14 protein-coding genes and 1 riboswitch are annotated in these 13,060 nt (G+C 58.4%); of the genes, 2 read left to right on the top strand and 12 right to left on the bottom strand.

Annotation, left to right across the window (positions count from 1 at the left end):
- Genes hisE through BA177_RS09680 form a run of 9 tightly spaced genes read right to left on the bottom strand, consistent with a single transcriptional unit; the run spans position 1 to position 7,130 of the window.
- Positions 1-297 carry a phosphoribosyl-ATP diphosphatase gene (gene hisE, locus BA177_RS09720; protein ID WP_068615783.1) on the bottom strand — a complete coding sequence of 99 codons (297 nt, stop codon included), beginning with the start codon at positions 295-297 and terminating at the stop codon, positions 1-3.
- Positions 297-1,091 carry an imidazole glycerol phosphate synthase subunit HisF gene (hisF, locus tag BA177_RS09715; RefSeq protein WP_068619178.1) on the bottom strand — a complete coding sequence of 265 codons (795 nt, stop codon included), beginning with the start codon at positions 1,089-1,091 and terminating at the stop codon, positions 297-299. Before hisF ends, hisE begins: the two co-directional genes overlap by 1 nt.
- Positions 1,073-1,813: a 1-(5-phosphoribosyl)-5-[(5-phosphoribosylamino)methylideneamino]imidazole-4-carboxamide isomerase gene (gene hisA, locus BA177_RS09710; RefSeq protein ID WP_068615781.1), complete on the bottom strand. Its 741-nt coding sequence runs from the start codon at positions 1,811-1,813 to the stop codon at positions 1,073-1,075. The genes hisF and hisA overlap by 19 nt, the downstream gene beginning before the upstream one ends.
- Entirely contained in the window at positions 1,813-2,412 is a 600-nt protein-coding gene (gene hisH, locus BA177_RS09705; RefSeq protein ID WP_068615779.1) for an imidazole glycerol phosphate synthase subunit HisH, read from the bottom strand. Before hisH ends, hisA begins: the two co-directional genes overlap by 1 nt.
- Before the next feature lies 1 nt (position 2,413).
- Positions 2,414-3,493, bottom strand: coding sequence for a bifunctional histidinol-phosphatase/imidazoleglycerol-phosphate dehydratase HisB (hisB, locus tag BA177_RS09700; RefSeq protein ID WP_408068433.1), 1,080 nt, complete (start codon positions 3,491-3,493; stop codon positions 2,414-2,416).
- Positions 3,487-4,551: a histidinol-phosphate transaminase gene (gene hisC / locus BA177_RS09695; RefSeq protein ID WP_068615775.1), complete on the bottom strand. Its 1,065-nt coding sequence runs from the start codon at positions 4,549-4,551 to the stop codon at positions 3,487-3,489. Before hisC ends, hisB begins: the two co-directional genes overlap by 7 nt.
- The gene (gene hisD, locus BA177_RS09690; protein ID WP_068619172.1) at positions 4,548-5,858 is read right to left on the bottom strand and encodes a histidinol dehydrogenase; all 1,311 of its coding nucleotides are present in this window, start codon (positions 5,856-5,858) and stop codon (positions 4,548-4,550) included. Before hisD ends, hisC begins: the two co-directional genes overlap by 4 nt.
- Before the next feature lie 23 nt (positions 5,859-5,881).
- Positions 5,882-6,784 (bottom strand): ATP phosphoribosyltransferase, encoded by a 903-nt coding sequence (hisG, locus tag BA177_RS09685; RefSeq protein ID WP_068615773.1) that lies wholly within the window; start codon positions 6,782-6,784, stop codon positions 5,882-5,884.
- 10 nt (positions 6,785-6,794) lie between these two features.
- Positions 6,795-7,130 carry a YerC/YecD family TrpR-related protein gene (locus BA177_RS09680; RefSeq protein ID WP_068615771.1) on the bottom strand — a complete coding sequence of 112 codons (336 nt, stop codon included), beginning with the start codon at positions 7,128-7,130 and terminating at the stop codon, positions 6,795-6,797.
- 181 nt (positions 7,131-7,311) lie between these two features.
- A riboswitch (SAM riboswitch) is annotated at positions 7,312-7,428 on the top strand.
- Between the two features lie 125 nt (positions 7,429-7,553).
- On the opposite strand from BA177_RS09680, the gene metB reads away from it, so the two are divergent.
- Positions 7,554-8,750 (top strand): cystathionine gamma-synthase, encoded by a 1,197-nt coding sequence (metB, locus tag BA177_RS09675; protein ID WP_068615769.1) that lies wholly within the window; start codon positions 7,554-7,556, stop codon positions 8,748-8,750.
- Positions 8,751-8,752: 2 nt separating this feature from the next.
- Positions 8,753-9,928 (top strand): homoserine O-acetyltransferase MetX, encoded by a 1,176-nt coding sequence (gene metX, locus BA177_RS09670; RefSeq protein WP_068615767.1) that lies wholly within the window; start codon positions 8,753-8,755, stop codon positions 9,926-9,928.
- A gap of 35 nt (positions 9,929-9,963) precedes the next feature.
- Here metX and leuB read toward each other — a convergent pair whose 3' ends face one another.
- From leuB to leuC, 3 genes are read right to left on the bottom strand one after another with little or no spacing between them, the layout of a single operon-like run.
- Positions 9,964-11,031, bottom strand: a complete 1,068-nt coding sequence (gene leuB, locus BA177_RS09665) for a 3-isopropylmalate dehydrogenase (RefSeq protein ID WP_068615766.1) — start codon at positions 11,029-11,031, stop codon at positions 9,964-9,966.
- Positions 11,019-11,603, bottom strand: a complete 585-nt coding sequence (gene leuD, locus BA177_RS09660) for a 3-isopropylmalate dehydratase small subunit (protein ID WP_068615765.1) — start codon at positions 11,601-11,603, stop codon at positions 11,019-11,021. The genes leuB and leuD overlap by 13 nt, the downstream gene beginning before the upstream one ends.
- A 16-nt stretch (positions 11,604-11,619) precedes the next feature.
- Entirely contained in the window at positions 11,620-13,026 is a 1,407-nt protein-coding gene (leuC, locus tag BA177_RS09655) for a 3-isopropylmalate dehydratase large subunit (protein ID WP_068615764.1), read from the bottom strand.
- Positions 13,027-13,060: the final 34 nt, after the last annotated feature.

The raw sequence follows: 13,060 nt of genomic DNA, 5'->3' as shown, positions 1-13,060 counted from the left end.
TCAGCGGCCGTGCCGTGCTTCAAGAATTGCGACGGCGTCAGACAGGCGAACACCGCTGTCTGCCAGCAGGACGAGGAGGTGGTAGAGAAGGTCAGCGGTTTCTTCCAGCAATTCAGCGCGCTCGCCCGCGGTGGCGGCCAGAGCAACCTCTACGCCTTCCTCGCCCACTTTTTGTGCGATACGACGGGTACCGGCGGCCAGCAGTTTGGCGGTGTAGCTGTCGTTGGCTGGCTGCGTTGCGCGTTCCCTGATCACGCCTTCAAGGGTGTTCAGAAAATCGATTGTATTGCTGCTCATCATTCGGTTCCCGGGTTTGACGTTTCTGGAAGTCGCACATCAATTCGTTGTTCGTGCAGGTAGGCTTTCAGTGCGCCAATAGCAATTTCGCCACTGTGAAAAACGCTGGCTGCCAATGCACCGTCCACATTGCTGGTACGAAACACGTTGGCAAAGTGTTCCATTGCACCGGCGCCACCCGAGGCAATCAAGGGCACCCGGCACTGCTCGCGAACCAGGCTCAATTGCTCGCAGTCATAGCCCTCGCGGACGCCATCCTGATTCATGCAATTCAAGACTATTTCGCCTGCGCCACGATCCTGCACTTCGCGGATCCAGGCCAGTGTGTCGAACTCCGCTGCGACGGTCTTGGTGGGATCACCGGTAAACTTGTACACGTGATAGCCGTCATCGGACTCGCGACTGTCGATGCCGATCACTACGCACTGCGAACCAAAGCGTTTGGCCAGCGTTGAGATGAGTGACGGATCCTGCAGCGCGGGAGAGTTAATTGAGATTTTGTCGGCGCCGCGATTGAGTACGTCCTCGGCGTCGGCAATGCTACGGATGCCGCCGGCAACACTGAACGGAATATCGAGTACCCGCGCGACATCGCTGACCCAGCGCCGGTCGACCGTTCGGCCATCCGGGCTGGCGGTGATGTCGTAAAAAACCAGTTCGTCGGCCTGTTCGCGGCAATACCGTTCGGCGAGTTCGATGATGTCGCCAACAACCCGGTGATTGCGGAACTGGACACCCTTGACGACTTTGCCGTCGCGGACATCAAGGCAGGGAATTATACGTTTTGCTGGAATGACGCTATCTCCTGTGCCGTGATGCAACCGTCGAGCAGGGCGCGACCGGTGATGGCACCGGCAGCGCCAAGGCTGCGCAGGTCTTTCAGATCGCTGATGTTACGAACGCCGCCGGAGGCCTGCAGTTCGATGGCCGGAAAGCGTTCCCGTATCTCGCGGTACAGGTCCACTGACGGCCCGCTCATGGCGCCGTCGCGACTGACATCCGTGCACAGGACATGACGCAATCCAGCGTCCTCGTAACGTGCGATGCAGTCCCACAGCGTGACGTCCGACTGGCGAACCCAGCCGTGCGTCGCGAGCCAGGGAACGCCGTTGTCATCGCAGCGGCAATCGAGTGCAAGTACGAAACGGTCCGCGCCAAACTCTTTCATCCATGCCAGCACCGTGGCGGATTCAGTAACGGCAAGACTGCCGATAACCAGCCGTTGCACCCCGGCTTGCAGCCATGCGTTGACGGTTTCGAGGTCGCGAATTCCGCCACCGAGCTGGACTGACAAGCCGCTTTCCGCGACGAGTTGCTTGACGCAGTCCCTGTTAATCTGCTGGCCACTTTGGGCTCCGTCGAGATCGACAACGTGCAGGTAGCGAAAACCGTAATCATGAAACTGGCGAGCAACGACCAGCGGCTCGGCACTGTAGTGAGTTTGCTGTGCGAAGTCGCCTTTGAACAGGCGCACGCAACAGCCGTCTTTCAGATCAATTGCCGGGATTATTTTCATCAGGAAATCTGCAGGAAGTTTTTGAGTAAGCGTGCACCGGCTTTCGCGGAGCGTTCGGGATGGCATTGTGCGGCAAAAAAATTGGCCTGCGACGCGATTGCACAAAAATCGTCAACATGGCGGGCATTTGCACAACTGTAGTCACCCGGTGGCAACGCGTAGCTGTGTACGAAATAAAACCAGCTGCCGTTTTCGATGCCGTGCAAGAGCGGGTGATCGCGCTTGTTCTCGATACGGCACCAGCCCATGTTGGGAACCGGGATGCCTTGATCGTCCGGCAGTTTCGCCGCAGTCGCTGGAATAATACCGAGGCATCGGGTATCGCCCTCTGCAGAATGCTGAGCTAACAACTGCATGCCGAGGCATACGCCCAGAACCGGTTGTGTAAGGTTCGGAATCAGCTCCAGCAGGTCATGCTGTTCGAGTCGCAACATCGCGTCGGCAGCAGCGCCTACGCCCGGCAGAATCACTCTGGGAGCGTTGCCGATGATTTCCTTGTCGGTCGTCAGGGTTGCGGCCGCCCCAAGCCGTTCGAGCGCAAACATCAACGACGCAATGTTGGCGCCGCCACTGTCAATAATTACAACGTCGTTCTTCATGTCAGGCCAACATGCCTTTCGTCGAGGGCAGGCTGTCACCTTCGATGCGCACAGCCTGACGCAGTGCGCGACCGGTACTCTTGAAACAAGCTTCTACCATGTGGTGGGTGTTTTCACCGCGAACTTCGATGTGCAGCGAGGCAGCAAGCGCGTCGGCCAGTGAACGGAAGAAATGCGGTACCAATTCTGTTGCCAGACCGCCAACTTCAGCTCGGGGGAAGTTGCCGTCAAACACGAAGTAGGGTCTGCCGGATAAGTCGATGGATACTTTGGCTTCTGTTTCGTCCATCGGCAGCAAGAAACCGAAACGACCGATCCCGAGTTTGTTGCCGAGTGCTTCGCGCAGCGCCTGTCCCAGGCACAGCGCAATATCTTCAACCGTGTGGTGCTCGTCGATGTGCAAATCGCCGTCGCATTTCACTTGCATGCTGAACCCGCCATGCCGCGCGATTTGTTCGAGCATGTGGTCGAGAAAGCCGAGGCCGGTGTCGATGCTCACAGGTTGTTCGTTGTCGAGATTCACCTGTATCCGAATACGGGTCTCCTTGGTTTCGCGGCGGACATCAGCTTGGCGTTCAATATCCAGCAGCGCGCTGGCGATACCGGGCCAGGACTGGTCCCATGTGCCGTTTGGCGAGACCAGGATGCCGCGAACTCCGAGATTCTCCGCGAGCTGCATATCCGTCTCGCGGTCACCGATGACGGCGCTGCGATCTATATCGAGATCGGTACTGGCCAAATAGCGGGTCAGCAACCCTGTACGCGGCTTGCGACAGGCGCAGCCGTCATCGTCCCGGTGCGGGCAGATCAGGATCTCATCGAATCTGATGCCCTGACTTGCGAACAGGGAAACGATGTGAGACTGGCAACGCTCAAAATCGTCTTGTGGAAAAGTTTCTGTACCCAAGCCATCCTGGTTGCTCACCATCACCAGGCGGTAACCGGCATTGACCAGACGAATGAGCGACGGAATTACCGCGGGCAGGAGCTTAATCTTATCGAGTCTGTCGACCTGGAAGTCTTCAGGTTCTTCGACCAGCGTGCCGTCTCGGTCTACAAAAAGGACGGATGAACTCACAATTCAGTCTCCGTGAAATTCTTCAAGGTATCGATCAGCAGATTGTTCTCAGCCGTTGCCCCGATCGTTATCCGTGCGCAATTGCTGAGTAACTCGTCATTGCCGAAGGAGCGGATCAGTACCCGTGCTGCATTCAGTGCACGATTGACTGTTGCAAGGTCGCGAAACTGAACGAGCAGAAAGTTGCTTTGACTCGGCCAGATTTTGACTACCGGGCTTAGTGTTTCGAGCGCGCCGCGCACCCGTTCTCGTTCGGCCGTTGTTGTTGCAACGAGTGCGTTCGCGGCGGCAACTGCCTCCGGAGTCAAGGCATCCAGTACCGTTTGTGTAGTGGGCGTCGAAAACGCGTAGGGCGGCAACATGGCACTTAACAGCCGAATCGTCGCGGGCGGCGCAAGGATGCTGCCGCAGCGCAGGCCCGCAAGGCCGTGGGCTTTGGAAAGCGTACGCAGAATCACTAGATTGTCGTAATCGTCGAGTGCGCTGAGTAATGACGGCCGATCACTGAATTCGATATAGGCCTCATCAACAACCACTACCGAACGACCGGCGCGGGCTTTGACAATCTGCAAAATGCTGGCGTGGTCGAGCAAGTCTCCACTCGGGTTGTTCGGCGAGCAGAGGAAGATCAGTTTACTGTTGTCGGTGCAGGCTGCGAGCAATGTCTCCGTATCCAGCGCGAAATGCCGAAGGGACAAGGGGACCTGCACGATCCCGGCTGCCTGCATTTCGGCATAGACGCGGTACATGGAGAATGACGGCGTCGTTGTCACAATGTTGTCGGTATACGCCCTGCAAAAGCTGCGAATCAAAATGTCTATGGCCTCACTGCTGCCGCGGGTGACCATGACCTGCTGCGTTGTGACGCCGTACAGTCCGGCCAGTCGCTCGATGATCGTATCCGGACGAATCTGCGGATAGCGATTCAAATCCGAATTATCAAGCCCCGGTGTGCAGGGCGCTTCGTTGGCGTTCAGGCGGATCGTGTCCGGCTGCTGTTCTGCCGTGACATACGCTTGTAGCCGCGCAATTTCTGGCCGCGCCAGTTGCTCGATACTCACTGCTTGCGCTCCGTGAGATTGCGAATCCGTATATCCACAGCCGCCGCGTGTGCGTCCAGGCCTTCAAGCCGCGCCAGTTCCGTGACGCTGGGTCCCAGCCGTTCGAGGCCATCGGGCGTCAGTTCCTGCACTGTCATTTGCCGGCAAAACTGTTCCAACCCGAGTCCACTGAAGTTTCGCGCTGCGCCATAGGTGGGCAGGACGTGGTTGGTCCCGCTGCAATAGTCGCCAACCGACTCCGGTGTCCAGGGACCGACAAACACGGAGCCTGCGTTGCTGATCGCCGGGAGCGTGCTGCGGGCGTTCTCGAACTGCAAAATCAAGTGCTCAGGCGCATAGGTGTTGCTAATAGCAATCGCCATCTCTATGTCGTCACAGACAATCAGGCGACTGTTCAACAGGGCTGCAGCGGCAATCTCGCGCCGAGCAAGTTTTTGCAGTTGCTGATCAAGTTGCTCTCGCACGTCTGCCAGCAGTTTTTCGCTGGTACTGAGCAAAATAACCTGAGAGTCAGCACCGTGTTCAGCTTGCGAAAGAAGATCGGATGCGACAAACGCTGCGTTTGCTGCTTCGTCAGCAATGACCAAAACTTCCGAAGGGCCGGCGGGCATATCGATCGCAACGCCCCCCGCTATGCCGGAAACTTGCGATTTCGCCGCCGTAACCCACGCGTTGCCTGGCCCGAATATCTTGTCGACCGGCTGAATACTTTCGGTGCCGAAAGCCAATGCGGCAATGGCCTGAGCACCGCCGACTTTGTAAATTTCATCCACGCCGGCACGCTGCGCAGCTATCAGCACAGCCGGGTCGGCAGTGCCGTCAGGGCGAGGAGGGGTGCACAGTGCCTTGCGACTGCATCCTGCAATGCGCGCCGGTACGGCAAGCATGATTGCGGCTGACGGTAAGGGTGCCGTTCCGGCCGGGACGTACAGTCCCACCGCATCGATAGGTCGGGTGAGTCTTTCGCAACGAACACCGGGCATGGTTTCGACGTCGATAGCCGCCTGTCGCTGCGCTTCGTGAAATCGGCTTACGTTGGCAATGGCGACGTCGATGGCATTGATGGACTCAGCAGACAGTGCCTGTTCCGCTGCGGCAAAATCATCCGCGCTGACTCGCAAGGACGTTAATTCGGCGCTATCAAATCGCGCCGTCAGTTCGAGTAGCGCGGCATCGCCATTGGTCCGCACCTGGCGAATGATTGCTGCTGCAGCCTCCGCAATGTCCGGGCCGATCGACAGCGCCGGTCGCTGCAGTACGTTGTGACGTTGTTCATCGTCCAGTTCGCGCCATACAAGTACCTGCATGTTTTTGCCTGAAGTAGTCACATTCACGCCAGCATTTTTTCCACGGGCAGTACCAGCATCGCACTGGCACCGGCGGCTTTCAGATTCTCCAGTGTTTCCCAGAAAACGTTCTCGCGACAGACCGCATGCACGGCGACCCGGTTATCATCACCTTCGAGCGGCATGACCGTCGGGGCTTCCGAACCGGGCAAAAGGCGGCGGATTTCCGCCAGTGCGGAACGCGGTGCGTGCAGCATGATGTACTTGCTTTCACGGACCTGCAAAACACCGTCCAGTCGCTGCAGCAATTTGTCGACCCATTCCTGTTTGGACGGACTCAGGGATGCGCGGGTCTGGATAATGACTGCTTCGCTTTGGGTAACGGTCTGCACTTCACAGAGTTGATTGGCAGCGAGCGTCGAGCCGGTAGAAACCAGGTCGCAGATGAAATCGGCACGGCCCAGTTTTGGCGCTATCTCGACGGCACCGGAGAAGTAAACAATCTCGGCGGTGACGTTGTTCTCACGCAAATAATTGCCGAGCGTTGCAGTGTAACTTGTCGCTATGCGCTTGCCTTGCAATGATTGCGGTCCGGCGAAATCGGTACCTTCCGGTGCGGCTACAGAAAGTCGGCAGTGACCGAAGTCCAGTTCAAAAACCTGGTCAAACAGGGCTTCGTGGCCTTCATCCTGCAGCGCGTAGCGTTTCTCGGTGACCACGTTCAGGCCGACGATACCGAGATCGCAAACATCATCGCTGACCAGCCCGGGAATGTCGTCATCACGAACCAGCAGCAGGTCGACAGGCATGTTCTCGCCGTAGCAAAACAGCTGATCTTTACTTTGGGTGAATTTGAGGCCGCAGCGCTCCAAAAGATCCAGGGAGTGATCGGTCAGGCGGCCGGATTTCTGCACCGCAATCTTGATGCGTTGCTCTGGGTTTTCCATTCGATTTGTCCTAGTGGGAGACGTTAATTTTGCGAGGGCTTTGTTGCTTGCTGCGCTCCAGGGCGGTCTGGTAACCGCCATGGCCGTCGCTCAGGAAGCGCGCGACCCGGCCGATGGTGGTCACGCTGACGCCAGTAAGCTCGTGGATACGGCGATAGGGCAGATCTTCCTGCAACAGGCCGACGACCTGCCAGCGATCGACCAGGGCCTGGAGCTCAGCCGGCGTGCACAGGTCTTTCAGGAAATAGCGGAACTCTTCGAGCCCGCGCAAGGAACTCAACGCCGTAAACAACGCGTTTTCCGCGCTTTCGCGCTCGGTATCGGAGTCCTGTCGATTGGGTTTCATGCGGAAATACGCCTGCTTTGCTGTGTTCTAATGTATTAATGCGTTAGTACACTAGTGCAAGCGAGCGGCGAAAGCAAGCAGTGATTTCAGCAAGTTACTGGGATGCTAAAAGCCGGCGCCCCTGAAAATAAATTTCTGCAGACGCTTGACCTGATTGCAAAAGGCGCACTAGACTGCGTCCCACTCATCGAGACCGGCTGAGGGAAAGGCCCATAGACGCCGGGGCAACCTGCAGGACTAACCATCCTGATAAGGTGCCAACTCCTGCGGAGCGCTCAGCGCTTCCGAGAGATGAGGGGCAGTGCAAAGCGAAGTCTGCAAAGACCAAGCAGAGGGCACGGCACCCTTCCTGCGGTTTCCGCGGGGTTCCGATGAGAGTACGCGACCTGTGGTCGCACATTGGAAGCTCACGCGGAGACAAAAATGACATCTTCAGTTCACCCGGCCACCCGTGCTGTTCGTGCTGCCATCGAAACCGATGAGCAACATGGCGCAATTGTGCCGCCCTTGCACTTGTCCACCAACTTCAGTTTTGCCGGTTTTGGTGAAAAGCGGCAATACGATTACACCCGCAGCGGAAACCCGACCAGGGATGCACTGGCTGATGCATTGTGCCAACTGGAAGAGGGTGCCGGCGCCGTCGTGACATCGTCGGGTATGGCGGCATTGACGCTGTTGGTCCAGTTGCTTGAGCCGGGTGATCTGCTGATCGCACCCCATGACTGCTATGGCGGTACCTACCGGTTGTTCGAAAATCTTGCGCGTCGCGGGCACTTTGAACTCGCCTTCGTCGATCAGACGGACAGCAAGGCGCTGGCAGCTGCTTGCGAACGCAAACCGCGCTTGATCCTCGCCGAGACGCCGTCAAACCCGCTGCTGCGCATTGTCGATATACGGGCACTCGCGGCGGCTGCGAAAGCCTGTGGCGCACTTCTGGCGGTCGATAACACCTTTTTGTCGCCAGCCCTGCAGAATCCGCTGACGTTGGGTGCCGACATCGTGGTGCATTCAACGACCAAATACCTGAACGGCCACAGCGATGTGGTCGGCGGTGCGGTTATAGCGGCAACCACGGAACTGGCGGAAAGCCTGAGTTGGTGGGCGAACTGTTTGGGCATAACCGGCGCACCGTTCGACAGCTTCCTGACCTTGCGCGGCGTTCGTACGCTGCATTCGAGAATGCGGACCCACGAAGAAAACGCCGGCCAACTGGCCGCCGCACTGGCCGCTCATCCGGCAGTTGAGCGGGTCTATTATCCCGGTCTTGCCGACCACCCGGGACACGATTTGGCCGCGGAACAACAGAAAGGGTTCGGTGGAATGCTGAGTTTCGATCTCGCAGGGGGGGAAGATAACGTGCGCGCATTCGTTAACAACCTCGAGTACTTTTCGCTGGCGGAATCTCTTGGTGGTGTCGAAAGCCTCGTATGCCATCCGGCATCGATGACACATGCGGCGGTAAGCCGTGAAGCATTGGCGGTCGCGGGAGTTGGCAACAATCTGGTGCGTTTCTCGGTGGGTCTGGAGAACGGCGAAGATTTGCTTGCCGATGTTCTGCGCGCGCTGGAACATGCGCAACGTGCAAGCGGTAATGCGGCACTTAGCGCGGTAGCCAGTTAAGCATGTTGCAAGCCGCGTCCGTTCGCGCAGCCGACGAGAGTGTGGCGCAACACGTGTCTGCATTGACTCGCTATTATCGGTTGCCCGGCCCATTGCATCTGGAGTGTGGCGAGACACTGCCGGAGGTAGAGGTCGCCTATCGCACGTGGGGCGACCCTGCCAATGCCGCGGCAAGCACGGTATTGATTTGCCATGCCTTGACGGCATCGGCGGACGCGGATGTCTGGTGGCCCGGAATGATCGGTGCTGACGCCGCATTTGACCCGGCGACTGACTATGTTGTTTGCAGCAATCTTCTTGGCAGTTGCTACGGTACGACCGGGCCGGCATCGCTACGCACGGGGGCTGCAGAGCGCTATCGAGCGGATTTTCCAGCCATCAGCGTGCGGGATATGGTGCGGGTACAGCGCCTGTTGCTCGATCACCTTGGCGTAGCCCGGTTGGCGCTGGTTACCGGACCCTCACTTGGCGGGATGCAAGCGTTTGAGTGGGCCGCAATGTACCCGGAACAAGTCGATGCGATCGCGCCAATGGGCGCGGGCGGTCGGCATTCGGCGTGGTGCATTGCCAGCAGCGAGGCGCAGTGTGCGGCGATTCGCGCGGACGCAAATTGGAATCACGGCTACTACAGTGACGATCAGCCACCCACCAAGGGGCTTGCTGCTGCACGGATGATGGCGGTATGCATGTACCGGAGCTGGCGTGGCTTCCAACAGCGCTTCGCCCGCGAACAACGCGACCACGACACATTCCAGGTGCAGTCATATCTACGCCATCAGGGTGACAAGCTCAACGATCGATTTGATGCCAACTGCTATCTAAGGCTGGTGCAGGCGATGAACGGTCATGACCTGGCGCGAGGGCGTGAACAGTATTTCGATGTACTGGAAAGCATCACACAGCCTGTCCTGCTGGTCTCCAGCAGCAGCGATCAATTGTATCCGGCTCATGAACTTGAGGTTGTGGCAAGGCACATGCCGAATGCGACCCACGAGACGTTGGTGACGGACGAAGGCCACGATGGCTTTCTGATCAAAACCGGGCCGTTGGCAGCAATGATCAGGGCATTCCGAAACCGCTTGTCGTCAGCGAACCACGTATCGGTCAGCGGTGCAAATGCCGTTGCTGCGCACGAATCTCGCACGACAACGTTGCCGCGACACCGCTTGGCCAGCTAATACCTGCCAGACAGATCGCCGGGCAGGGTACGGGTTCAGCGCTGCTCAAGTTGTGCGACGATCGCCTGTGTCATGGCTTGAGTCGACAATACCTGATCGCCGTCGACGGCAATATCCGCGGTACGTTTGCCATCAGCGATAACCTGGCGAATGGCGGCCTCTACCGCGTCAGCTTCCTCGTTCAGGTGCAGACTGTAGCGCAGCAGGAGCGCCGCACTGGCGATAGTACCGCAAGGGTTGGCAATGCCTTGCCCGGCAATGTCCGGTGCCGAGCCGTGGATTGGTTCATACAAGCCGCATTCAGATTCGCCTATGGAGGCCGACGGCAGCATGCCGAGCGAACCTGCGAGCATGGACGCCTCGTCAGTAAGAATATCGCCGAACATGTTTTCGGTTACCACGACGTCGAAGTCGGACGGTCGGTTAATCAGGTGCATCGCGGCGGCGTCCACCAGCATATGTTCGACATTCAGGTCGCTAAACTCTGTGGCAATGAGTTTGCTTGTTACGTCGCGCCACAGCCGCGAGGTCTCGAGCACATTGGCTTTGTCCACCGAACACAATTTGCCGGAGCGGTTTCGCGCCAGATTGGCGGCAACCCGCACGATACGTTCAATCTCGTGGCGTTCGTAGACGCACAGATCGCTCGCCGAGGTGGCGTCGCGAGTCTTCGCGCCGAAATATATTCCGCCGGTCAATTCCCGCACGACGATCATGTCGACATTGCGCAGGCGCTCTGACTTTATCGGCGAAGCGCCAGCCAGTTGCGGCAGAATCTGCACCGGACGCAGGTTGGCGAACACGCCCAGTTCTGCTCGAATGGCGAGCAAGCCTTGCTCCGGCCGTACCGTGGCATTCGGATCGGACCACTTGGGGCCGCCTACAGCACCCAGCAATACCGCGTTGCTTTCGCGGCAACTGGCGACGGTGTCGGGTGGCAACGGATTGCCTATGGCATCAATCGCTGCGCCGCCAATCAACTGTTCGGAGTAGCTGAATTTGTGACCGTACTTCTCCGCAATCGCGGTGAGCACTTGCTGGCCCGCTGCGGCAACCTCGGGACCTATGCCATCGCCGGGCAATACTGTAATCAGGGCGTCCAGGATCTGTTCTCCTCAAACTGGTTGATGTCGGCGGCGTGCTTGAGCAGAAAGCCCAGCTGATCCACTCCTTCAAGCAGGCAATACCGCGCAAAATCATCAATGGGGTACTCCACACTGCGGCCGTCAGGCAGCAGCAGCGTGGACGATGCGATATCGATGGAAACCTCGACACCGGGATTGTTCAGCAGCCAGTCCAGTACATCCTGCTCGACCAATACCGGGAGCAAGCCGTTCTTGAGTGAATTACTGCGGAAAATGTCGGCGAATTCACTACTGATGACAACCGCAATTCCGTAGTCGAGCAATGCCCAGGGAGCGTGCTCCCGGGATGAGCCGCAGCCAAAATTTCGATCAGCAACGAGTACCCGGCAACCCTGCGCCTGCGGTTGATTAAGTGCGAATCCGGGGTTCGGTTCGCCGCTGGCCTGGTAGCGCCAATCCGCAAACAAGTGCTTGCCCAGCCCGTCTTTTGACGTTGTGGTGAGAAAGCGCGCCGGAATGATTTGATCGGTATCTACGTCGGCAACCGGCAATACCACGGTGCGTGAAGTAATTTGTCGAATAGGGTCCATGACGGCTCCGTGGGTCCTACAAAAACGGGCGTGGATCAGCGACCCGACCAACGATGGCTGAGGCAGCAGCCGTCATCGGGCTGGCGAGCACAGTACGGGCACCTTTGCCCTGGCGGCCTTCGAAGTTTCGGTTGCTGGTGCTGACGCTGAGATGGCCAGGGGCGACTGTGTCTCCGTTCATGCCCAGGCACATCGAACAACCGGACTCGCGCCATTCTGCCCCGGCCGCGCGAAATACTTCGTCGAGGCCAATCGCTTCGGCGTCGGCTTTGATCTGTTGAGAGCCTGGTACTACCAGCATGCGCACGCCCTTGGCAACGTGACGGCCGCGCAAAACGTCGGCGGCTTGTTGCAAGTCACTTAGGCGTGAGTTGGTGCAACTGCCGACAAAGACCACGTCGACGGCCGATTCGGTCAGCGGTTTGCCGGCCGGAATCTGCATGTATTCGAGTGCTTTACGGAAACCGGCATCAGAGCGGTTGGGTACTGGTTCGTTAACCCCGACAACCATGCCCGGGTTGGTGCCAAAGGTCACCATAGGCTGCAAGGCAGAAGCATCCACAGTCACTGTCTTGTCGAACTGCGCGTCACTGTCACTGGGCAAGCAGCGCCAGCGCTCCAGTGCTCGCTCCCAGTCCGCGCCCTGGGGCGCTCGCGGACGACCGTGCAAGAACTCGAAGGTGGTGTCGTCCGGCGCGATCATGCCTGCACGAGCACCAGCTTCGATCGACATGTTGCAGACTGTCATGCGCTGGTCCATGTCCATTGCGCTGATGGTGTTGCCCCGGTACTCGATAACGTGGCCAGTGCCGCCGTCAACACCGATCTGGCCGATAATGGCGAGGATTACGTCTTTCGCGGTAACGCCACGCGCCAGATTCCCGCGCACCTCAATCTGCAAGGTTTTGGGTTTGCGTTGCAGCAGGCACTGGGTCGCCATGACGTGACCCACTTCCGTCGTGCCGATACCAAAAGCAAGCGCGCCGAATGCGCCGTGGGTACTGGTATGGCTGTCTCCGCAGACGATGGTCTTGCCTGGCTGGGTTGCGCCAAGTTCGGGCCCGATCACGTGCACGATGCCCCGATGCAGGGAGTCGAAACCATGCAATTCGAGGCCAAATTCGCGGCAATTGGCTTCCATCTGCGCGACCTGTTGCGCGGCGCCTTCCGCCACTACAGCAATGTCTTGCAGGCTACCGACCGGGGTGGTCGGTGTGGAGTGGTCCATAGTGCCGAGCGTCAGGTCCGGGCGTCGCAGTTTCAGCCCTTGTGAACGCAATAGAGTAAAGGCCTGCGGTGTTGTGACTTCGTGGATCAGATGAAGGTCGATGTACAAGATCGCCGGTGTATCGGTCGTTTCCGGTCGAACTATGTGGTCGGCCCAGACTTTTTCAAAAAGCGTTCGTGCGTTGCTGCTGCGCATGTTGGCGCTACCTGCGTATTTCGGGGGGCGTTAA

Origin of the sequence: Woeseia oceani (assembly GCF_001677435.1) — a bacterium.
In the GTDB taxonomy this organism is placed as follows: domain Bacteria; phylum Pseudomonadota; class Gammaproteobacteria; order Steroidobacterales; family Woeseiaceae; genus Woeseia; species Woeseia oceani.
This window is presented reverse-complemented; position numbering and strand designations above follow the sequence as displayed.